Source organism: Mesorhizobium sp. A556 (assembly GCF_054489545.1).
Genome location: NZ_JBTMXA010000002.1, coordinates 648,652 through 669,790, shown reverse-complemented (window position 1 = coordinate 669,790; position 21,139 = coordinate 648,652). Strand labels below are relative to the sequence as shown.

Sequence of the window (21,139 nt, the reverse complement as noted above, 5' to 3'; positions counted from 1 at the left end):
GGCTATTCTCCGCCAATCGCTTTGGCCAGTTGATCGCGCACCTCGTGGGCCGTCAGGTCGAGATGCAGCGGCGTTACCGCGACCAGCCGGTTGTCCATCGCGTGAACGTCGGTCCCGCTCTTGCCCTCGCCCGCTTCGCGGCCGAAACGCAGCCAGTAATAAGGCAGGCCGCGTCCATCGCGGCGCTCCTCGACCGACAGCGAATGGACCATCTTGCCTTGCGTGGCGACAACCGTGCCGGCAATTTCGGCCGGCGCACAGTTCGGAAAATTGACGTTGAGCAGCACGCCTGCCGGCAGCGGCATGACAACCAGCTTCTTCAGCAGCGCCGGGGCCAGCGCCTCGGCGGTCTCATAAGGCACGACGCGATCTTCGCCGGAATAGTCATAGGCCTGGCTGATGGCGATCGAGCGGATTCCGAGCAAGGCGCCTTCCATCGCGCCAGCCACCGTTCCCGAATAGGTCACGTCGTCGGCAACATTGGCGCCGGAATTGACGCCCGATAAAATGAGGTCGGGCAGGCCCGGCAGGATTTTCCGCGCGCCCATGATGACGCAATCGGTCGGCGTGCCGCGCACCGCGAACCGCTTCTCGCCGATCTTGCGCAAGCGCAGCGGCTCCGAGATCGACAGCGAATGCGCGTAGCCGGACTGGTCCGTCTCCGGCGCCACCACCCAGACGTCGTCGGAAAGCGTGCGCGCGATCCGCTCCAGGCAGGCAAGGCCGGCATCGTGGATGCCGTCGTCGTTTACGAGGAGAATGCGCATTATTTCGATTCGATTCGTTCAACGCCGCCCATGTAGGGCCGCAGCGCTTCAGGAATGGTTACGCTGCCATCCTCGTTCTGGTAATTTTCCATCACCGCGATCAGCGCGCGGCCGACCGCCGTGCCGGAACCGTTCAGCGTGTGGACGAAGCGCGTCGCCTTCTCGTCCTTGACCTTGTAGCGGGCGTCCATGCGGCGGGCCTGAAAATCGCCGCAGACCGAGCAGGACGAGATTTCGCGATAGGCGTTCTGGCCCGGCAGCCACACCTCGATGTCGTATGTTTTCTTCGCGCCGAAACCCATATCGCCGGTGCACAGCGTCATAGTGCGGAACGGCAGTTCGAGCTTTTTCAGCACCGCTTCGGCGCATTCGGTCATGCGCTCATGCTCGGCGATCGAGCTTTCCGCATCGGTGATCGACACCAGTTCGACCTTGTAGAATTGGTGCTGGCGCAGCATGCCGCGCGTGTCGCGCCCCGCCGATCCGGCTTCCGAGCGGAAGCACGGGGTGAGCGCGGTCATGCGCAGCGGCAGCTTTTCATGCGCGGTGATTTCCTCGCGTACAAGGTTGGTGAGGGGAACTTCGGCGGTGGGGATAAGCATGGCCCCAGTTTCCCCGCGTGCTACCAAGTCACTTAGCTCACCCGCAATGCTTCTAAATTTAGTTTCAAATTCATGGAATCTCTTTGCAGAACCGCCAAAATGAATAGATAGTGATTCGAACAATTTTGAAGTCCACCTCACATCGAGTTCAGCCGATATTTTCTTCCGCATTTCAACGTCAAAATTTCTGGTAAACTCCGCAAGCCATGTGTTTTCCTGTGCGAAAGCTTCCATAGAAAACCCTAGAGCTCTGTTCTCGACTTTAAGCTGCTCGTAACGATTTAGAACGGGATAGAGATCCTCGCGGAACTTCGGCAATTGCCCCGTACCAAAAAGTGCCTCCTCCCGCACCATCAACGGCACTTGCACTTCCTGATAACCGTGCTCGGTCGTGTGCAGATCGAGCATGAACTGGCCGATGGCGCGTTCCAGCCGCGCCAACTGGCCCTTCAGCACGGTGAAGCGCGAGCCGGACAGCTTTGCCGCGCGCTCGAAATCCATCATGCCGAGCGCCTCGCCGAGCTCGAAATGCTCCTTCGGCTTGTTGCCCATGCGGGGCTGGCGCTTTGCGATCAGGTCGTCGCCGAAGCGGCGGCGTTCGACATTGGCGTGCTCGTCCTTGCCGACCGGCACTTCTTCCAGCGGCACATTAGGCAGCACCGCCAGCGCGTCGTTCAACGCCTTGTCGAGTTCGCGCTCCCGCGCCTCGCCGTTCTGGATGAACTCCTTAATCTCGCCGACCTCGCTTTTCAGCTTTTCGGCAAGGGCCGCATCGCCATTGCGCATGGCGTTGCCGATCTCTTTCGAGGCGGCGTTGCGGCGTTCCTGGCTGGATTGCAGCCTGGTCAGATGCTCGCGCCGCGCCTCGTCTTTTGCGATCAGGTCATCGACCGTCGATTGCGCATCGCCCGTCGACCAAAAGCGCTTTTCCAGCGCCTCGACCAAAACCTTCGGGTTGTCGCGAATCCATTTGATATCGAGCATTTGAAATCGTCCTTCGTGGGCGAAAACGGGGTAAACCGCATCCTTGACCGATGCAAGCCTCCTCGCCGCCACGCTGCCTTTCGGGCAGGAAGGTGTGGGTAGATTTATTTTCGAAGGCGCGCTTCGGCGAACACCCCTCATCCGTCTCGCCGCTTCGCGTCGATCCACCTTCTCCCACAAGGGGAGAAGGCAAGCCCTGCGTCGCCCGTACCGCAAATCACCGACGCTGTTGATTGGCAGAATGCCGGTGCCGTGCTCTTGCCTTCTCCCCTTGTGGGAGAAGGTGGATCGGCGAAGCCGAGACGGATGAGGGGTGTCGCAAGCGAGAGCGCCCGAGGCGCTCTACTCCGAAGGCGTTTCGGCCTTTGCCTCGGCAGCGGCCTTTTCGGCGGCTTCTTCGGCCGCTTCCTTGGCTTCCTTTGCCACCTTCTCTTTCTCACGCGTCTTTTCGATCATCCGCGCCAGCCAGATGGAGACCTCGTAAAGAAGGATAGTCGGCAGCGCCAGGCCGATCTGGCTCATCGGATCGGGCGGGGTCAGCACGGCGGCGACGACGAAGGCGATGACGATGGCCCATTTGCGCTTGTCGGCCAGCGCCTTGGACGACAGCATGCCCACGCGCACCATCAGGCTGGTGACCACCGGCAGCTGGAACACCAGTCCAAAGGAGAAGATCAGCGTCATGATGAGGCTTAGATATTCCGACACCTTTGGCAGCAGCGAAATCTGCACCTGGTCGTCGGTGCCGGCCTGCTGCATGGCGAGGAAGAACCACATCACCATCGGCGTGAAGAAGAAATAGACCAGCGACGCCCCCAGCAGAAACAGCACCGGCGAGGCGATCAGGAACGGCAAGAACGCGTGGCGTTCGTTCTTGTAGAGGCCGGGCGCGATGAATTTGTAGATTTGCGTGGCGATCAATGGAAAGGCGATGACCATGCCGCCGAACATGGCGAGCTTGATCTGGGTGAAGAAGAATTCCTGCGGCGCCGTGTAGATCAGCTCGACCTTGTGCGGGTCGAGCCCCGCCCACTGCGTCGCCCATTTGAACGGGACGACCAGCAGGTTGAACAGTTTCTTGGCAAAGAAGAAACAGACCAGAAAGGCCGCGAAGAAGCCGCCGATCGACCAGATCAGCCGCCGGCGCAATTCGATGAGATGCTCCATGAGCGGAGCGGAGGATTTCTCGATTTCGTCCTTTTCGTCAACGCTCACTTGGTGGTTCCTGCCGTCTTTTTCTTCGTTGCGGCAGGCTTTTCAGCCACCTTCTTGTTCGTTGGGACGGGCTTTTCAGCCAACTTCGTGTTCGTTGAGGCGGGCTTTTCAGCCGCCGGGGCCACCTTGACGGCAACCTTCACGGGCGAAACCTTCGCGGGCGAGGCTTTGGCAGGCGTCCATTTGGCGGGCGCGGCTTTTGCCGCTTCCGGTATCGCGGCTTTCGGCGCTACAGCCTTTACCGTCTTTTTCGGAGCCGTCTTTTTTACCGGATTGGTGACCGCTTCCGCCACGACGGACGAATCGGTCATTGCCGGGAATGCCGGCGTCGAGGCCGGTGCGCCGGAGCCGGGCAGTTCCGTCGCACCGTTCTTGAGCGGTTCGGCGGGGGTCGCCTCGGCGGCGGCAGGAGCCGACGGGTCGGCGGCAGGTTTCGGCTTCATCACATTGTCGACGCCGGCACGCACGTCGGCCGCAGCCTTTTCGAACGGATTGAGCTGCTTCCTGATTTCCGTCATCGGATTGAGGCCGCGCAGCGAATCCACCGACTTCTTGACGTCGTCGAGTTCGGCTTCCTTCAACGCATCGTTGAACTGCTTCTGGAAATCGCCCGCCATGCCGCGCAGCTTCGCGACCGTGCGGCCGAAGGTACGCAGCATCGCAGGCAAATCCTTGGGCCCGACGATTACGATCATGACGACCGCAATCACCAGCATTTCGCTCCAGCCGACTTCAAACATGGCACTTCAATCCGGTCAGACGCCGAGGGTGCTCAGCTCTTGCCGGCCTTTTCCTTGGCGGCGGCAACCGTCTCGTCGGCGCGATGCTCGACGGTGCGCTTGTCCTCGGCGGGGCGCTTGTCCTCGGCGACGTCGTCGTCGGCCATGCCCTTCTTGAAGCTCTTGATGCCTTTGGCCATGTCGCCCATCAGCTCCGGAATCTTGCCGCGGCCGAACACGAGCAGGACGATCACAAGGACGATCATCCAGTGCCAAATCGAAAACGAACCCATTGCTACTCTCTCTCGAATGTTTCCCGTAGGGATGATCTATGTGTTTTCGCGTTCGGTTTCAAACGCAGGTGCGACAGTCTTAGCGGATGAATTGCGCATGTCACGCGCTTTTGTCGTTCCCCACAGCGGCGAATGCGCCCTGCCCGGCGCCAAGTCCGCCAGCGGCTCAGTCTTCGGTGACGCGCGGCGTCAAAAGACCGAGTTCCTCCAGGTCGATGTCGGTCAGCGCGTCCTCGTCCTCCTGAAGCTCGTCGAGGTCGGCGGGCGGCAGCGGGATCGAGAAACTGGAAGGCATGCGGCCGGATAGCAGGCCAGCGCCTTTCAACTCCTCCATGCCGGGCAGATCGCGGATTTCCTCCAGCGCGAAGTGGTCGAGGAAGGCGTCGGTGGTGCCGTAGGTGACGGGACGGCCCGGCGTCTTGCGACGCCCGCGCATGCGCACCCATTCCGTCTCCAGCAGCGTATCGAGCGTGCCCTTGGAGGTTTCGACGCCGCGAATGTCCTCGATCTCGGCGCGCGTCACCGGCTGGTGATAGGCGATGATGGCTAGAACTTCGAGCGCGGCGCGCGAAAGCTTGCGCTGCTGCACCGTGTCGCGGCTCATCAGGAAGGCGAGGTCGCCGGCGGTGCGGAACGCCCAGGCGTCGCCCACCCGCACCAGATTTACGCCGCGCCGCGCATAGATCTGCTGCAATTCGGCCATGGCGGCTGGAATGTCGATGCCGTCCGGCAGCCGTGCCGCAAGCTGCTTTGCGCTGACCGGCTCGGCGCTGGCGAAGACGATGGCCTCGGCCATGCGCACGGCCTCGGCCAGATGCAGCCGCTCCATCGGGTTCTTGCCGCCTTCGTCGCCGGCCTTGAACGGAATGACGGATGCGCCGCTGCTCTCGCTCATGTCGCCACCTCGGCCCCTCGCGGCGCGCGCCCGCGCAGATAGATGGGCGCGAACGCCTCGTGCTGGCGCACCTCCAGCTTGCCCTCGCGCACCAGTTCCAGCGAGGCGGCAAACGAGCTCGCCGTCGCCGTGCGCCTGTCCTGCGGGCTTGCCAGATATTCGATCAGATATTTGTCGAGATCGGTCCAGTCGCTCAGATTGCCGATCAGGCGCGAGAGAATGTCGCGCGCTTCCTTCAGCGACCACACGCCGCGCCGGGCGATACGGACATTGGTGATCGCCTGTTTCTGGCGCTGGATGGCATAGGCCGTCAGGAGATCGTAGAGCGAGGCGGTAAAAGCGTTGCGCTTCTCGACGATGACCATTTCGGGCATGCCGCGCGCAAACACGTCGCGGCCAAGCCGGTTGCGGTTGACCAGCCGGGCGGCGGCATCACGCATGGCTTCCAGCCGCTTCAGGCGAAACTGCAGCACCGCCGCCAGTTCCTCGCCGCTTTCGCCCTCATCGCCGGGAAGTTTCGGGAGCAGAAGCTTCGATTTGAGAAAGGCGAGCCACGCCGCCATCACCAGATAATCGGCTGCAAGCTCCAGCCGCACCGCCCTCGCCTGGTCGATGAAGACCAGATATTGTTCCGCCAGCGCCAGAATGGAAATGCGCGACAGGTCGACCTTCTGGGTGCGGGCAAGGTGCAGCAACAGGTCGAGCGGGCCTTCGAAACCGGCGACATCGACCACCAGCGAGGGATCGCCGGTCAGGCGCGATTCTTCGCTCTCCGTCCAGATGGCATCCATCGGAGCAGATTTGCCGGGCCGTGCTGTCCCTGTTTGCGCCACTGCCGTCTGCTTTCTCCTAGGCTACCACCGCCTCGAAATAGGTCGAGAATTCGTCGCGGACATCGGCCTCGTTCGTGTCGTCGCCTTTGTTGATGACGGCCAGTGCCCGTTCCGCCCGCGCCAGCGCCGTGCCTTCCAGCCCGGTGGTGCGTGAGGCGATACCCATCATTTCCTCGAAAACGCCGTTGCAGTGAAGGACCAGATCGCAGCCCGCCGCAAGGATCGAGGCCGCCTTTGTCGGGAAATCCCCAGAAAGTGCCTTCATCGAGGTGTCGTCGCTGATCAAAAGCCCGTCGAAGCCGATTTCGCGCCGGATGACCTCTTCGATGACCTTGCCGGAGGTTGTCGCCGGGTTATTGGGATCGATGGCGCTGAAAATGACATGCGCGGTCATCGCCGCCGGCAGATGGGCAAGCTGGCGGAACGGCTCGAAATCATGCCGGCGAAGGTCGTCCAGCGAGGCATCGACGGTCGGCAATTCGAAATGCGTGTCGGCAAACGCCCGGCCGTGGCCCGGAATATGCTTCATCACCGGCAGCACGCCGCCCGCCATCAGCCCTTCGGCGGAGGCGCGGCCAAGCTCGGTAACGCTCTTCGGCTCCTTGCCATAGGCGCGCGCGCCGATGACGTCGCTGGCGCCCTCGATCGGCACGTCGAGCACCGGCAGGCAATCGGCGGTCAGGCCGTAGCGCGCAAGGTCGAAGGCATGCAGCCGGCCGAGCAGCCACGCGGCGCGGCAGCCTTCGTCATGATCGTCGCGCCACAGCGCGCCAAGGGCGGCGCCGGCCGGATAATTCGGCGCGAGCGGCGGGCGCAGGCGCTGCACCCTGCCCCCTTCCTGGTCGATGAACACCGGTGCGTCGGGGCGGCCGATGCAGTCGCGCATCGAGGCGACCAGATCGCGGATCTGTTCCGGCTCGCTGATATTGCGGGCAAACAGGATGAAGCCCCACGGGCATTCGCCGCGATAGAAGCGGATTTCTTCGCGGCTGAGGGATTTCCCGGCACAGCCGAGGATCATGGATTTTGATTCGGTCATGCGTGAGTTTAGAGCGTCGCGGCACGAAAGGGAATCGCATCGAAGGCCGCTTGCCGCGATGGCGGCGTTGGGTTACGCCTTCGCCATGACAACGCATCGCTTTACCGCCACCGCCTGGTCCAATGTACTGGGTACCCTGCCCGCAGCCCTGAAAATCGCTTCGGGCGATACGGTCGTTACCGAAACGATCGACGCCCATGGCTTCGACAAGGATGGCGTTCGGCGCGCCTCCGAGCCCAACCCGATGAACGGTCCGATCTTCGTTGCAGAGGCCGAGCCCGGCGATGCGCTCAAGGTCGAAATCCTGCGCATGACGCCGATCCGCGCCACCGGCTGGACCCGCGCCGCCCTCGCCGAAAATGTCGTCGATCCCGAAATCGTGCGCCACCTGCCGCCGCGCGACATGACAAACTGGCGGATCGACCTGCAGGCGCTGACGACGACGCCGGACCCCGCCGTGCCGGGTCTCGAGGATTTCGTGTTGCCGCTTGAGCCGATGATCGGCTGCTTTGGAGTCGCGCCGTCCATGGGGCAGGCTTTTTCCACCGCGACCAGCGCCGAAAACGGCGGCAATATGGATTACCGTGGCTTCGGCCTCGGCACGACCGTGTGGTTGCCTGTCGCTGCGCCCGGCGCGCTGTTCTTCCTTGGAGATTGCCATGCGGTGCAAGGCGACGGCGAAATTGTCGGCACCGGCATCGAAACCTGTTTCGAGGTCGAGATACGCCTGAGCGTCGAAAAGAACCGCAATCTGGTCTGGCCGCGCGGCGAAAACGCCACCGCCATCTTCTCCGTCGGCAATGCAAGGCCACTCGACCAGGCGCTGCAGCATGCCACGACCGACATGTTCAACTGGCTGACCAGCGATTATGGCCTGAGTGCTGCCGCTGCCAGCCATCTGATGGGACAGGTCGTGCGCTACGACGTCGGCAACGTCTACGATCCGGCCTACACCATGGTCTGCCGCATCGACAAGAAATGGCTGAAGAAGCGCAAAGCTTAAAGCGCACGACCTTCATAACAAAACCGGCGCAGCTTTTTGGAGCCGCGCCGGTTTTTTCGAATTCAGCCGATCATTTCGATACGAAGCAGTTGCCGCCGGCCGCCTTGTAGTTTTCGCAAAGGTTGATGGCGTCGTTGCGCGAATTGGCCGGTATGCGCACGCGGTAGAATGTGCCCTTGCCGGCAATCTCGGCCTTGACGATGTTGGCCTGGTGACCGTCAAGCACGCTGGCATAGCGGCTGGCCAGAGCCTTGTAGGAAGCCTGCGCGCTTTCCTCGTTCGGCTGCGAAGCGATCTGCATCGACCACGAACCGGAAGCAGCCGCTGTCGGGCTGATCGAGGCAACCTGGTCGGGCTTGACCTCGCCGACGATGTTGACGGGCTGTTCGGAAGGCCGCTGCGGCGCGGCCGCCACGGTGGCGGGCGTCGTCGCGGACTGCGTATCGGCCTTGGCAACCGGCTTGAGGGCGGATCCGCTTTCGAGTGCCGCGGAAGCCGTCTCGTCATTGGCCGCAATGGTGCCGGTCAGGTCGTCGGCCTGGACGGGCGCACTGGCGACGCGCTGCGGCGCGGGGTCCATCGGCTCGCTGGCTTCAATCGCGGGTGCCGGCGTTGGATCTTCACGCGGCGCCAGCGTACCGTCGGGCTTCACGATCATCGTGCGGACCTTGCGCGGCGTGACCAGGGCGACATCCTGATTGCTCGTGGCCGAACTTTCCGGCTGCGCGTCCTGAACGATGCGGTCTTCCGATTTGGCGGTCGGAGCGGCATCGCCGGATGCGTCGGCCGTTTCGTCCGGCGTCGACGACAGGTCGATGACGCGGTTCTGCGGGGCAGCCGCATTCACGTCCACCGGGTCTTGGGCCGCCGCAACCAGTTTCTCCTGCGATGGCGCTTCGGGCTGGCCGCCCTTGGCGACCACTTCATAGACCTTGTTGTCCTGGTTCGGCACCACGGTGCCGCCGGGATTTTCCGGCTTGACCTTGATCGGCGTATTGTCGGCCTTGACGATGACGGGAACGTCCGAACCGCTGCTGCCTCCCGGCGAGAGCGCGAACGCGCCAATGCCGCCGACGATCGCGACAGCGCCGACGGCCGCCGCGATGAACAGGCCGCGCCGGCGCGGCGCTGACGCCATTTCTGCCGCCGCCATGCCCGGAATGGCCATTTCGTTGTCGAGTTCGGGATCGTAATCCAGCCCGTCGGGAGCAAAAGTCTCTGCCGGCGCAAAAGGCCTGCCGTCATGCGGCGCACCGAAACCGGAATCCATTTGTACGGTAGCCGCATTATAGGAAGCGGCGGCGTTATATGGCTCCGCTGCGAAAGCCGGAGTCGGCGCCGAAGCCGGGGACGACGTGGCATAAGCGCGACTGTCGCCTCGACTGAAGCCGGCCTGATAGGGCTCGTCGTCATAGGTGGCGGCGCGGGACGGGACAGGATCGGCCTCGGCGGCGTTCAAATCGCCGAGCATGCCGGCGAATTCCACGTCGAGGTCGTCGAAGGAAGCCGAGGCCGGCCGGTCCTGTTCGAAGGCAAGCTCCGGAATGTCGAGATCGTCCGCCAGAGCAACGACGCGTTCCGGCACATCGATGGTTTCGACGTCGGGCATTTCGTTGAAGGAAGCCGCGACCGGTTGCTCGTCCAGCACGGGTTCGGCCTCCGGTTCGGCCTGCCAGGCCGGCGCGACAGGCGGCTCGGCCGCAACGGGCGTCTGGACATTCCAGGCGAGCGGCATGGCAGGCGTTTCCTGTGGCGCGGAAGGCTGCTCAGCCGCTGCCGAATGCTCTTCCTCGTCCGTCATGTCCGAGTTCGCCAGTTCATGCAGCAGCATCGCGTCGAGATCGGCCCCGCCGTCATGCTCCTGTAAATTGTCCGGCACATGAGGCGTTTCGACTGGCTGCGACGCGCCGTAACCGGCGGCGGCGACCGCAAAGGGATCGGCTGCGCCCGGGTGACTTGCGCCCAGAATCGAAGAACCCGCAATCGAGGAACCCGCCATCGAGGACATCGAGGCCCATGAGCGCGACATCGTCGCGCCTTCCGTCGTGGACTTGGCGACACGAGCGCCCATATTGCCCAGCAGCGCGTTCAGTTCGTCTTCCAGGCTTCGCTCCTGCGCGGCGGGAGCCAGCGCTTCGGCGATCTCAGCTGCGGCTTCCGGCTCCTGCGCTGCCTGCGCCACAAAGCGATCCTCGACGGGCGCGGCCACCGAAACGGCCGGTGCGGGCTCTTGCCAGGCTTCGATTTCGGCTTCGGCTTCATCCTCGAAAGAGGTCGCCTCGATCACCGGATATTCCGGCTCGGCGGGAACTACTTCCGGCGCGTGAACGACCGGCTCGGCACGGGCATCGAAATCCATGTCGACGTCGGCCAGGGCTTCCGCGAACTGCGCGTCGAAATCCTGATCCGCCGCGACTATGGGAGCCGGCGCAAATTCGTCTTCGGCGGCAGGGTCCTGTGTCGGCGAATGGGTATCGGGTTCCGCTTCGACCTGGAAAGACTGCGCCACCGCCTCGCCGAAATCAGGATCCATATCCAGTTCGGGGTCCGGTTCGGGATACATGTCCAGTTCTTCCAACTCGGGCTCGGCAGCGTATGCCGCATCCGGCGCAAAATCCTGCATGGACACGGCAACCGCATCGTCCATATCCAGTTCGTGGGCGTCGTACACCGGTTCGGCGGCGGGTTCCGGCGCCTGCGCTGCATCGTGGCCGGCATCGGCTTCCATGCTGAACTCGCCCATCAACTCCTTTTCGAGGTCGATGTCGAAATCGTCGCCCATGACGGGATCGGGCGCGGCCTGCGACTTTACCGGCTCGCGCGGGTCGAAACCCATGATCCTGGTCAGTTCCGCGAACGGATCATCATCGGAGATCGCGTTGGGGGAGATCGCGTCGGAGGAGATCGCGTTGCGGTCGGCGGTTTTCAGCGGGGTTCTGTCTGCCATCTTTGTTCCCGAACTCATACACAGTCGGACGCCATGGACGTCGCGCAAGGTTGGCCACTACCAGCGCAATGTGGGCAAAAGGTGACAGGTGTTTTAGCTATGCCTAACGCATTTCGGTAGGCGCTTCCGCCCCGATCAACGCCAAGCCGGACGTAAGAACATCCGAAACGGCCTGCACCAGACCCAGCCTGGCAAGCGTCAATTGTCGGTCGTTAACCTTAACAAACCGTAAGTCCGGGTTCTCACTACCCCTATTCCAGGCCCCATGGAAGGCGCTGGCGAGATCGTAGAGGTAAAAAGCCAGCCTGTGCGGCTCAAGCGCGAGAGCGGCGGACTCGATCAGGCGCGGATATTCGGCCAGCTTTCGGATCAAGCCAAGCTCGCCCTCGTCGGTGAGGCTGGCGCTCAATGCAGCCAGCTCCGTCCGGTCGAAATGCGCCTCGCCCAACTGCTCGCCCGCCTGCCGGAACACCGAATGGCAGCGCGCCGAGGCGTATTGCACGTAAAATACCGGATTGTCCTTGGACTGTTCGGTGACCTTGGCGAAATCGAAATCGATCGGCGCGTCGTTCTTGCGATAGAGCATCATGAAGCGGATCGGGTCGCGGCCGACCTCCTCCACCACTTCGCGCAGCGTGATGAAATCGCCCGAGCGCTTGGACATGCGCACCGGCTCGCCGTCGCGGAACAATTTTACCAGTTGGCACAGCAGCACGGTCAGCTTGACGCGGTCGCCGGCAACGGCGCGCGCCAGCGCCTCCAGCCGCTTGACGTAGCCGCCATGGTCCGCGCCCAGCACATAGATCAGGTCGACGAAGCCGCGATCCACCTTGTCCTTGAGATAGGCGACGTCGGCGGCGAAATAGGTGAAGGAGCCATCGGACTTGATCAGCGCGCGGTCGAGGTCGTCGCCGACAGCCGTGGAACGGAACAGCGTCTGCTCGCGGTCTTCCCAGTCGTCCGGCTTCTCGCCCTTGGGCGGCGGCAGCGTGCCCTTGTAGATGTGCCCTTTCAGGGTCAGGTCGTTGATCGCCGAGCGAATCCTTTTCGCGTTTTCGGCGTGCAGCGTGCGCTCCGAGAAGAACACGTCGTGATGCACGTTCAAGAGTGCCAGATCCTCCTTGATCATCGCCATCATGGCGTCGATCGTGCGATCCTTGATGATGGCCAAGGCCTCGTCTTCCGGCATCTGCAGCAGCTTATTGTCGAATTCGGCGGCAAGCGCCTGTCCGACCGGGACGAGATAGTCGCCCGGATAAAGCCCCGCCGGGATTTCGCCGATTTCCTCGCCCAGCGCCTCGCGATAGCGCAGCAGCACGGAGCGCGCCAGAACGTCGATCTGCGAGCCGGCGTCGTTGATGATATATTCCTTGGTGACGCCGTAGCCGGCAAACGCCATCAGATTGGCCAGCACATCGCCGACCACCGCGCCGCGGGTATGGCCGACATGCATCGGCCCGGTCGGGTTTGCCGAAACATATTCGACATTGACCTTGCGGCCCTGCCCGACAGTCGAGCGACCGTAATCCTTGCCCGCGCCGAGCAGGCTGGTCAGATGCGCCTGCCAGAAGCCGTCGCGCAGCCGCAGGTTGACGAAGCCGGGGCCGGCCACTTCGACGGCGGCGACATCGGCGTCGGCACGCAGCATTTCCGCGAGCTTTTCGGCCAGCGCGCGCGGGTTCTGCCCGGTCGGCTTGGCCAGCACCATCGCCGCATTGGTCGCCAGGTCGCCATGGGTGGCATCGCGCGGCGGCTCGACGGCGATGCGCGACAGGTCGGGTGAAGCGCCGTCCTTGTCTTTCAGATCAAGCGCTTCGACGGTCTTGATGATCCGCGCGGTGAAGTCGGCGAAGATGTTCATGGCAGGCTTTCGTAAATGCGCCGGAAAGTGCGACGAATTTTCAGGAAAATTGAAACTCACGTCAAACGTGATTTTCGGGCAGCGCTAACGCAAATCCGGCGTATGGTCAAACAAGCGCTGGTGTTCCCTGATGGCATAAGTGTCGGTCATTCCGGCTAGGAAATCGGCGACATGGCGCGCCTTGATGCGGTCCTCGGCGCGGTCCAGCCCTTCGCGCCAGCCGTCGGGCATGGCGCGAGGATCGGCGAAATAGACATCGAACAGGTCGTTGACGATCCGCTCGGCGTCTTCGCGCACCCGCATCACTTTTTCATGGCGGTAGAGATGCTGGTACAAAAACGCCTTCAGTTCCTTCTCGGCGACCGCCATTTCCGATGAAAACCGCACCATCGTTTCCCCGGCTCCGCGGACGTCGTTCGCACTTTGCGGGTTGATTCGCGCAAGATTTTCATGGGTCGTGACGATCACGTCCTCGACCATGCGGGTGATCTGGCGGCGCATCAGTTCGTGGCCGGTGCGGACCTTGTCGAGCGTCGGGTAACGCTCGCGCACGGCTTTGAGGATCGAACCCGGCAACGCAAGCTCCTCCAGCATCTCCAGCTTCAGCAGGCCGGAGCGCAAGCCGTCGTCGATGTCGTGGGTGTTGTAGGCGATGTCGTCGGCAATCGCCGCGCATTGCGCCTCAATGCCGGCATAGCGATCGAGTTCGAGGTCGTGCAATTCGTTATAGGCGCGGATGGTGGGCGGGATCGGCCCATCCAGCCCCTGCCCCTTGGCATCGGCCAGCGGCCCGTTGTGCTTGACCAGCCCCTCCAGCGTTTCCCAGCAAAGGTTCAAGCCGTCGAATTCGGCGTAGCGATGCTCCAACCTGGTTACGATGCGCAACGACTGGGCATTGTGATCGAAGCCCCCCCATAGCGCCATCTTCCCGTTCAGCGCGTCCTCGCCCGTGTGGCCAAAGGGCGTGTGGCCGAAATCATGGACCAACGCCACCGCCTCGGTCAGATCCTCGTCGCCGCGCAGCGCGCGAGACAGCGCGCGCGCGATCTGCGCCACCTCGATCGAATGCGTCAGCCGCGTGCGGTAATGGTCGCCCTCATGGGCCACGAATACCTGCGTTTTGTGCTTCAGCCGGCGAAAGGCGGTGGAATGGACGATACGGTCGCGGTCGCGCTGGAAGGGCGTGCGGGTCGGGCTTTCCGGCTCGGGAAACAGCCGGCCGCGCGAGCGCGCGGGATCGGTGGCGTAGGCGGCGCGCGGCCGGTAGCCGAAGCCGATATCGCCAAGCTTCGCATTCTCGTCAGTCATCGTGCCTCATTCAGTTCGCCTCATTCAGTGCCGCGTTCAGCAAACCACTCGACGATTTTCGGCATTTGGCGCTCGAACCCACCCGGCAGGAAGACATTGAACAGGCCTACCGGTTCATCCGTCGTATTGCGGAAATCGTGGACGACGCCCGCCGGAATGCGCACGAACGCGCCGGCGGAAGCCTCGACCCATGTCTCGCCCGTGAGGATGGCTGCCCTACCCTCCAGAACATAGAATATCTCGTCATTCGCCTCATGGCTGTGGGCGCCCGGCCCCGTGCAGCCCGGCTGCAGCCACCATTCGGAAACGGAATAGCGTTCACCCGTCTCGCCTTCGTCGGCCTTGAACACCGCCCGCATGGCACCGCATTCGTAGGCTCGGCCCTCGCCGCGCGCCAGCACCAGAACATCTCTTTCCGACAGCGTTTCCATCGTGCCTCCAGTCGCAGCACGCGTTTGGCATCGTGCTGCCAGTTGACTTGGCCCCTCGCGCTTCATACCTATCATGAATAACCGAAAGCAAGGTGACGCCCATGGGCGCTGATGCAAAGACTAGCATGAAGATCGACGTTACCGACGCCGCCTTTAAGCGCATCGCCAAGATCGTCGCCGCCGATCCGGGCAAGACCGCGTTGCGGGTTGCCGTCGAGGGTGGCGGCTGTTCGGGCTTTTCCTACAAATTCGACCTAGTCGAAGGGCGCAATGACGACGATATCGTGCTCGAAAAAGACGGCGCGACCGTGCTGATCGACGATATGTCCGTGGTCTATCTGGGCGGCTCGGTTATCGATTTCGTCGACGATTTGATGGGCCAGTCGTTCCAGATCAAGAACCCCAATGCCGTCGCCTCCTGCGGCTGCGGCACCAGCTTTTCTCTCTGATTCTTTTTCACGGGTAACGCAGCCGCACCCGTCGTCATCCTCGGGCCTGTCCCGAGGATCTACAACGCTGCGCGAATAACTCCGATGTGCACAGATGCTCGGGACAAGCCCGAGCATGACGGAGGTTGAAGGGCCGTTCGAGCGGTCCTTTTTCTTTGTCGCTCAAACTTCCGCCGACATCGCGGCCTTGCGCAGGTCGTCCGCCTCGCCGCTCGCGCCGTTGAAGACGAGGTTGAGCAGAACGGCTGCGACCGATGCCAGCAGGATGCCTGAGTCCACCAGCGGCCCGATCGACTTGGGCAGCCACATGTGGAAGTCCGGGGCGACGACCGGGATCATGCCGAAACCGAGCGCGATGGCGACCAGGAACAGATTGTTGCGGTTTTCCTTGAAGTCGACGGCGGCAAGGATGCGGATGCCGGTTGCCGCGACCATGCCGAACATGACGATGCCCGCCCCGCCCAGAACCACCGTCGGCAAGGCTTCGACCAGCGCGCCCATCTTGGGGATGAGGCCGAGCACCACCATGATGGCCCCGCCGGCGACGCAGACGAAGCGGCTGCGGATGCCGGTTACACCGACCAGCCCGACATTCTGCGAGAAGCTGGTATAGGGGAAGGTGTTGAAGATGCCGCCGAGCAGCGTGCCGAGGCCGTCCATGCGCAAGCCGGACGAAAGCATCGGCTGCGTCACCTTCACGTCGGTCATCTCGCCCAGCGCCAGGAACATACCGGTCGATTCGATCATCACCACGATCATCACCAGAACCATGGTGAGGATGAGAACGGGATCGAAGATCGGAGCGCCGAAATGAAACGGCAAGATCGGGGCAAGCCAGGCCGCATTCGCCACCTTTTCGAAATGCATCATACCGAGCGAAGCGGCGATGACGCCGCCGACGATGATGCCGATCAGCACCGCGACGTTGCTGAGGAAGCCCTTGGTGTAGCGCGCGACACAGACGATGACGCCGAGAACGACCAGCGACAGGACGATGTGGGACAATGGCGCATAGGCCGGATTGGGCACGCTCGGCGCAAGAGAAAGACCCGAGGGCGCGAGCGGCATGCCCGAATTCGCGGCATGGGTGGCGTCGGTGATCGCCTTCAGCCATGCGGCATATTCGGGATTGACGATTTTCGGCGCGGTCGGGCCGACCGGCAGGCCGAATATCCAGCTTATGCCGATCTTCATCAGCGACACGCCGATGACCAAAATGATTGTGCCGGTGACCACCGGCGGAAACAGCCTGAGCAGGCGGCTCATGAATGGCGCGATCAGCACGGTGACGATGCCCGCTCCGATGATCGCGCCAAAGATCATGCGCGCGCCCTCGGTGCCCGGATGCGCCACCGCCATCGATACCATCGGCCCGACGGCGGCGAAGGTGACGCCCATCATCACCGGCAGCTTGATGCCGAACCATTGCGTAGCCCCCATCGATTGCAGGATCGAGGCGATGCCGCAGACGAACAGGTCGGCGGAAATCAGGAACGCCACATCGGCGGGTTCAAGCTGGAGCGCGCGGCCGATGATGAGCGGGACGGCGATGGCGCCGGCATACATGACAAGGACGTGCTGCAGGCCAAGCGCAAACAGGCGTGGCGCCGGCAGCATCTCGTTGACGGGATGCGTCGTAGAAGACATTCAAGTCCCTCCCTTTTTCGCTCCATCCGAATAGAATCGGGTTTCCTCTCCCGGAGCAATGGTGCAGGATCGTTCGTAACCGGCCAAAACGCCATCAAGAACTCTTTGAAAATGTCGCGTGTTTTTCATGAAGATCGTTACCTGGAACATCAACGGCGTCAGGGCGCGCATCGGCAATCTCACCCATTGGCTCACGGAGAGCGCACCCGACATCGTGTGCCTGCAGGAGATCAAGTCCGTCGACGAGCAGTTCCCGCGCGGCGAGATCGAGGCGCTGGGCTACAATGTCGAGACGCACGGGCAGAAGGGTTTTAACGGCGTCGCGATCCTGTCGAAGTTGCCCTTCGACGAGGTCAATCGCGGCCTGCCCGGCGACGAAACGGACGAGCAGGCGCGTTTTATCGAAGGCGTCTTTTCCACGACCAAGGGCGCGCTGCGCGTCGTCTCGCTCTATCTGCCGAACGGCAATCCCATCGAGGACGAGCGCAAATTCCCCTACAAGCTGTCATGGATGGCGCGGCTGGAGCGCTGGGCGGCGCAGCGCCTGGAACTGGAAGAGGCGCTGGTGCTGGCCGGCGACTACAACGTCATCTCCGAACCCATCGACGCGAAACATCCCGAAAACTGGCTGGGCGACGCACTGTTCCAGCCGCAGACGCGGCAGGCGTTCCGACGGTTGATCAATCTCGGCTTCACCGAGGCCGTGCGCGCCACCACCGACGCGGCCGACGTCTATACGTTCTGGGATTATCAGGCGGGTGCGTGGCAGAAGAACAACGGCATCCGCATCGACCATCTGCTGTTGTCGCCGGAAGCCGCCAACCGGTTTTCATCCGCCGACATCGAAAAGCACGTCCGCGCTTGGGAAAAGCCGTCGGACCATGTGCCGGTCGCCATCGAACTGGCGCTGTCGGCGCCATGATTCGGGGCCGAAATTGATGCGGGCCGCCGTCGCATTCTGGCCGCTGGCGGCGGTATTTCTGGCACCCGCGCCCGCCTCTGCCGCGCCGGAGTGCCTGGCCAACGGCCAATCCTTCGCGATCGGACAGACAGCTTGCCTGAGCGTTTCCGGCAAGGATCGTCTCGCGCGCTGCGAAATCGTGCTCAACAACACATCATGGACGAAGCTGCAGGAGGGCTGTGTGCCAGGCAATTACGACGCACTGCAGGGCAAGGAAAAACCCGCGCCGGAGCCTGCCCAACCCGGAGAAAAGCCGGCCGAACCAGCCGCAAACTGATCGGTCGGCGGGCCTGCGTGAGCGGACCCGACGAGCCTACTGGCTTGTGCCCTTGGTGAGGATGCCGTCGGCCAGCGAAATGGCGGTGCGGCGGTCGGCTTCGGGCGCGACGGCGAAGGCCTCTTCCTGCATGCCGCGAATCCACGGCAGGTCACCGGGCGCCGCGCGCGCCAGCGCCACCGTCATCATGGTCAGCCCGCGCACCAGCTTGCCGCTCTGGAACAGCAGATTGCCCAGCGTCGCCTGCGCGCCGGCATGGCCTTTTTCGGCGGCAAGCTGGAACCAGCGTCCCGCCTGCTTGACGCTTGCCTTGACGCCGCCTTCACCCTTCAGGAACATCTTGCCCATTTCATACTGGGCATCGGGATTGCGGTAGTTGGCGGCGGCGCGCATGTAATATTCCTGCGCGGCAACCGAATCCGGCTTGACCGGCGTACCGGGGATGCCGTTCATCGAATAGCCGCCAAGGGCTACGAGCGCATCGGAGACGTAGCTTTCCTCCGGCGAGCCCGGCTCGACGTCCTGATCGACGATTTCGCTGAAGAATTTGTAGGCGGCGTAGTCGTCCTGCGCCACGCCATCGCCCTGCGCATACATGCGGGCAAGTTTCCAGGTCGCGCCGATCTGGCCGTTTTCGGCCGCATATTTGTAGGCCTCGACCGCCTGTTCCTTGTGGCCGCTCTTGTAAGCGGAAAAGCCGAACTGGAAGACCGCCCAAGGGCTGGATTCAGGCTTCACGCCGGTCTTGTCGTCGAAAACCTTGTCGTCGAAGGCCGCGGCGCTGCCGACCGCGCCAAGCGTCGCGCCGGCGACAAGCGCGGAAAAAACCAATGACCTCGTGAACCCGGACACCTGCATGAACCTGTGCACACCCGATTTGGCGTCTCCTGCCGTCATCACGCGGCCCTGCCTTTTAGCGTGCATACGGATGATGCGTGACAGGACGGATCGCGCGGCCATGGCCGGAAGACCTCTGGCGACACCCTGAACCGGCATTTCGTTCAAAGTACGACCTGCGTGCGTGCGTGCCGCACAGCATGGCAATTCGATCCTGACAGTCGCTGGTGCGTGCATTCTGGTCCCTGCCGCCGACGATGCGGCCCATCTCCTCGCCCCGCCTGGATGGCGCGTGTCCCGAGACACATTCGAGGTGCTCCGGGTTTATGGCGGGAAATGGGCAAATTCGACTCCGCCCGGCGGCAGCCGGCTGGATGGTTACCCACTGTTGCGGAAACATCACAATTCTGTGTCCCCACTGCCGATCGAAGCCGCGTCGCGCCGATAATTCCGGCACGCGGACACAAAAAAGGCCGGGACGCGCCCGGCCTTTTTGCTAGCAGATTGAATCCCTTACCACTTGACGCTGTAACCGAGGTTCAAAGCGAAGGCATGGCCGGCCTTGACCGACTGATCGCCTAAATCGGTAATGTCGGGGTTCGCGCCATATTTGGTTTCAGCCGCCGACGAGATGTAGGTGTAGCCGACGCCGCCGCGCAGCTCGCCGCCCAGCACATCCTTCAGCGAGACGCCGGTGGCGACGGTGTAGGTGTCGCTCATCAGGTCCCACCCGGTGCCCACGCCGCGATCCCAGGTCAGGCTGACCAGCCCCGAAACGGTGTCGTTGAACGAGTGGCCGACGCCGCCGGTGACGGTCCAGCCGTCCTTCCAGTAGAACTTGTCGACGGTTATCGGCGTGCCCGTTGCGGCGGCGCGCACGTCAAGCGTGGTGGTGCGGCTCCAATCGGTCCATCTGAGGGAGCCGAAAGCCAGCCAGCCAGGCGCGATGCCGGTCTGGAACTTGAGGTCGACGCTCTGCGGCAGGCGGCCGACGCCGAGCGCGTCAACCGGAACCTGGAAGGTCGGGCCGTACAGGCCGACGATCTGGTTGAATTGCGCGGCCAACGGCGTGCCCGCCGTAGCGGCTGCAAGAACGCCGGCCGGAGCCGAAATCATGCCATCGGCGCCATAGCTGGTGCCGGAGCGATACATGATCTGACCGCGCAGCGCGATTTCCGGAATCTCGTACGCGGCGCCGATACGGTAGCCGAACTTGCGGCCATCGAGATCGAGCTTCGCGCCGCCGAGCGGGCCGTAGAAATTCTCGCGGTGATAGCCGAACGTCTCGACATAGCCGCCACCGAGCAGCCAGAATTTGCCCTGCCCCGCATTGAAGCTGACGCCGCAGGTTGCCGCCGTCTCGTAGGTGGTGAACTCTTCCAGAATCTTGCCGCTGACTGTCGGCGCATCGTACCTGGTCGAACCGCCATTGTTCTGGACCATCGTTCCGACACAGCGAAGATTATCGGTCAGGTTGAGTTTGATCGCCGCCGAGGGAATGACGTAATCCTCGGTATAGCTGGTGCCGACGAGAGTCGGGTTCGGGTTCCCGCTGAATTCGCGGCGCGGGGACACATAGGTCACGCCGGAGCGCATGTTGAAATTGCCGTCCTCGTAGATGAGGTCGGTGTCGGCGGTGCCACGCGCGAAGCCGCCCGCATAGGCTGTTCCGCCCATTGCCAGCGACAGGACACTGACGCCAAAGAGCGCCTTCAAACGCGAATTGTTCATTAACCAGTCTCCCCGAAAAGTAACTGATTAAAAAATAGAGCGGCTTCTGGTTAACGGAGCAATAACGATTTGGAACTGTGCATCCGCGCGCACCTTCGCCAACCGAACCAGGATTCGGACGCCCGTCGAAAATCATCAAAAAGCTGTGATGCGGATGCCGATTTTGGCGAAAACAGCGCGACGGTTGCAAAAAACAGCCAGAATCGCCGGCTTTTACCGGAAAAACCCGGGTTTGTTACATTACGGCAACAATACGGCAGATTTTTCCGCTTACGTCAAAGCTGACGCAACGGCATGAATGTTTGCCAAGCCGGGAAACCGCTTCAGGGCGGTAACCGAC

20 protein-coding genes are annotated in these 21,139 nt (G+C 62.7%); 5 read left to right on the top strand and 15 right to left on the bottom strand.

Going from position 1 to position 21,139, the window contains the following annotated elements:
• Positions 1–2 precede the first annotated feature (2 nt).
• The 8 genes from surE to nagZ form a co-directional block, all read right to left on the bottom strand.
• Positions 3–767 carry a 5'/3'-nucleotidase SurE gene (gene surE, locus ACX3P0_RS07860; RefSeq protein WP_459087756.1) on the bottom strand — a complete coding sequence of 255 codons (765 nt, stop codon included), beginning with the start codon at positions 765–767 and terminating at the stop codon, positions 3–5.
• Positions 767–2,353: a serine--tRNA ligase gene (gene serS / locus ACX3P0_RS07855; RefSeq protein WP_459087754.1), complete on the bottom strand. Its 1,587-nt coding sequence runs from the start codon at positions 2,351–2,353 to the stop codon at positions 767–769. Before serS ends, surE begins: the two co-directional genes overlap by 1 nt.
• Positions 2,354–2,695: 342 nt before the next feature.
• The gene (gene tatC, locus ACX3P0_RS07850) at positions 2,696–3,520 is read right to left on the bottom strand and encodes a twin-arginine translocase subunit TatC (protein ID WP_459079848.1); all 825 of its coding nucleotides are present in this window, start codon (positions 3,518–3,520) and stop codon (positions 2,696–2,698) included.
• Between the two features lie 44 nt (positions 3,521–3,564).
• A complete protein-coding gene (gene tatB / locus ACX3P0_RS07845) occupies positions 3,565–4,308 on the bottom strand; it encodes a Sec-independent protein translocase protein TatB (protein ID WP_459087752.1) in 744 nt (247 codons plus the stop codon).
• Between the two features lie 32 nt (positions 4,309–4,340).
• Positions 4,341–4,580: a twin-arginine translocase TatA/TatE family subunit gene (locus ACX3P0_RS07840; RefSeq protein WP_459079809.1), complete on the bottom strand. Its 240-nt coding sequence runs from the start codon at positions 4,578–4,580 to the stop codon at positions 4,341–4,343.
• Positions 4,581–4,746: 166 nt separating this feature from the next.
• Complete coding sequence (scpB, locus tag ACX3P0_RS07835; protein WP_459087750.1) at positions 4,747–5,475, bottom strand: SMC-Scp complex subunit ScpB; 729 nt, start codon at positions 5,473–5,475, stop codon at positions 4,747–4,749.
• Positions 5,472–6,266 (bottom strand): segregation and condensation protein A, encoded by a 795-nt coding sequence (locus ACX3P0_RS07830; RefSeq protein WP_459087749.1) that lies wholly within the window; start codon positions 6,264–6,266, stop codon positions 5,472–5,474. Before ACX3P0_RS07830 ends, scpB begins: the two co-directional genes overlap by 4 nt.
• Before the next feature lie 58 nt (positions 6,267–6,324).
• Positions 6,325–7,347, bottom strand: coding sequence for a beta-N-acetylhexosaminidase (gene nagZ, locus ACX3P0_RS07825; protein WP_459087747.1), 1,023 nt, complete (start codon positions 7,345–7,347; stop codon positions 6,325–6,327).
• Positions 7,348–7,432: 85 nt separating this feature from the next.
• Here nagZ and ACX3P0_RS07820 point away from each other — a divergent pair, with 85 nt between their 5' ends.
• Positions 7,433–8,350, top strand: a complete 918-nt coding sequence (locus tag ACX3P0_RS07820) for an acetamidase/formamidase family protein (RefSeq protein ID WP_459087745.1) — start codon at positions 7,433–7,435, stop codon at positions 8,348–8,350.
• Between the two features lie 70 nt (positions 8,351–8,420).
• On the opposite strand, the gene ACX3P0_RS07815 is transcribed toward ACX3P0_RS07820, so the two are convergent.
• From ACX3P0_RS07815 to ACX3P0_RS07800, 4 genes are all read right to left on the bottom strand, one after another.
• Positions 8,421–11,297, bottom strand: coding sequence for an SPOR domain-containing protein (locus ACX3P0_RS07815; RefSeq protein ID WP_459087743.1), 2,877 nt, complete (start codon positions 11,295–11,297; stop codon positions 8,421–8,423).
• A 103-nt stretch (positions 11,298–11,400) separates the two neighbouring features.
• The gene (gene argS, locus ACX3P0_RS07810; protein ID WP_459087741.1) at positions 11,401–13,158 is read right to left on the bottom strand and encodes an arginine--tRNA ligase; all 1,758 of its coding nucleotides are present in this window, start codon (positions 13,156–13,158) and stop codon (positions 11,401–11,403) included.
• Between the two features lie 84 nt (positions 13,159–13,242).
• Positions 13,243–14,466, bottom strand: coding sequence for a deoxyguanosinetriphosphate triphosphohydrolase (locus ACX3P0_RS07805; RefSeq protein ID WP_459087739.1), 1,224 nt, complete (start codon positions 14,464–14,466; stop codon positions 13,243–13,245).
• A 20-nt stretch (positions 14,467–14,486) separates the two neighbouring features.
• On the bottom strand, positions 14,487–14,897 hold the full coding sequence (locus ACX3P0_RS07800) for a cupin domain-containing protein (RefSeq protein ID WP_459087738.1): 411 nt from the start codon (positions 14,895–14,897) through the stop codon (positions 14,487–14,489).
• Between the two features lie 101 nt (positions 14,898–14,998).
• Here ACX3P0_RS07800 and erpA point away from each other — a divergent pair, with 101 nt between their 5' ends.
• The gene (gene erpA / locus ACX3P0_RS07795; RefSeq protein WP_459087737.1) at positions 14,999–15,346 is read left to right on the top strand and encodes an iron-sulfur cluster insertion protein ErpA; all 348 of its coding nucleotides are present in this window, start codon (positions 14,999–15,001) and stop codon (positions 15,344–15,346) included.
• A 162-nt stretch (positions 15,347–15,508) separates the two neighbouring features.
• Here erpA and ACX3P0_RS07790 read toward each other — a convergent pair whose 3' ends face one another.
• The gene (locus ACX3P0_RS07790) at positions 15,509–16,993 is read right to left on the bottom strand and encodes a nucleobase:cation symporter-2 family protein (RefSeq protein ID WP_459087735.1); all 1,485 of its coding nucleotides are present in this window, start codon (positions 16,991–16,993) and stop codon (positions 15,509–15,511) included.
• A 127-nt stretch (positions 16,994–17,120) separates the two neighbouring features.
• Between ACX3P0_RS07790 and xth the strand changes: the two genes are divergently transcribed.
• Together xth and ACX3P0_RS07780 are read left to right on the top strand one after the other, a co-directional pair.
• On the top strand, positions 17,121–17,915 hold the full coding sequence (gene xth / locus ACX3P0_RS07785) for an exodeoxyribonuclease III (protein ID WP_459087733.1): 795 nt from the start codon (positions 17,121–17,123) through the stop codon (positions 17,913–17,915).
• Between the two features lie 16 nt (positions 17,916–17,931).
• Positions 17,932–18,231 (top strand): hypothetical protein, encoded by a 300-nt coding sequence (locus ACX3P0_RS07780; RefSeq protein ID WP_459087731.1) that lies wholly within the window; start codon positions 17,932–17,934, stop codon positions 18,229–18,231.
• Between the two features lie 36 nt (positions 18,232–18,267).
• Here ACX3P0_RS07780 and ACX3P0_RS07775 read toward each other — a convergent pair whose 3' ends face one another.
• Together ACX3P0_RS07775 and ACX3P0_RS07770 are read right to left on the bottom strand one after the other, a co-directional pair.
• On the bottom strand, positions 18,268–19,089 hold the full coding sequence (locus tag ACX3P0_RS07775; RefSeq protein WP_459079845.1) for a tetratricopeptide repeat protein: 822 nt from the start codon (positions 19,087–19,089) through the stop codon (positions 18,268–18,270).
• A 492-nt stretch (positions 19,090–19,581) separates the two neighbouring features.
• Positions 19,582–20,799 carry an outer membrane protein transport protein gene (locus tag ACX3P0_RS07770; protein WP_459087729.1) on the bottom strand — a complete coding sequence of 406 codons (1,218 nt, stop codon included), beginning with the start codon at positions 20,797–20,799 and terminating at the stop codon, positions 19,582–19,584.
• A 69-nt stretch (positions 20,800–20,868) separates the two neighbouring features.
• Here ACX3P0_RS07770 and ACX3P0_RS07765 point away from each other — a divergent pair, with 69 nt between their 5' ends.
• A complete protein-coding gene (locus tag ACX3P0_RS07765) occupies positions 20,869–21,084 on the top strand; it encodes a hypothetical protein (RefSeq protein WP_459087727.1) in 216 nt (71 codons plus the stop codon).
• The last annotated feature ends 55 nt before the right edge of the window (positions 21,085–21,139 follow it).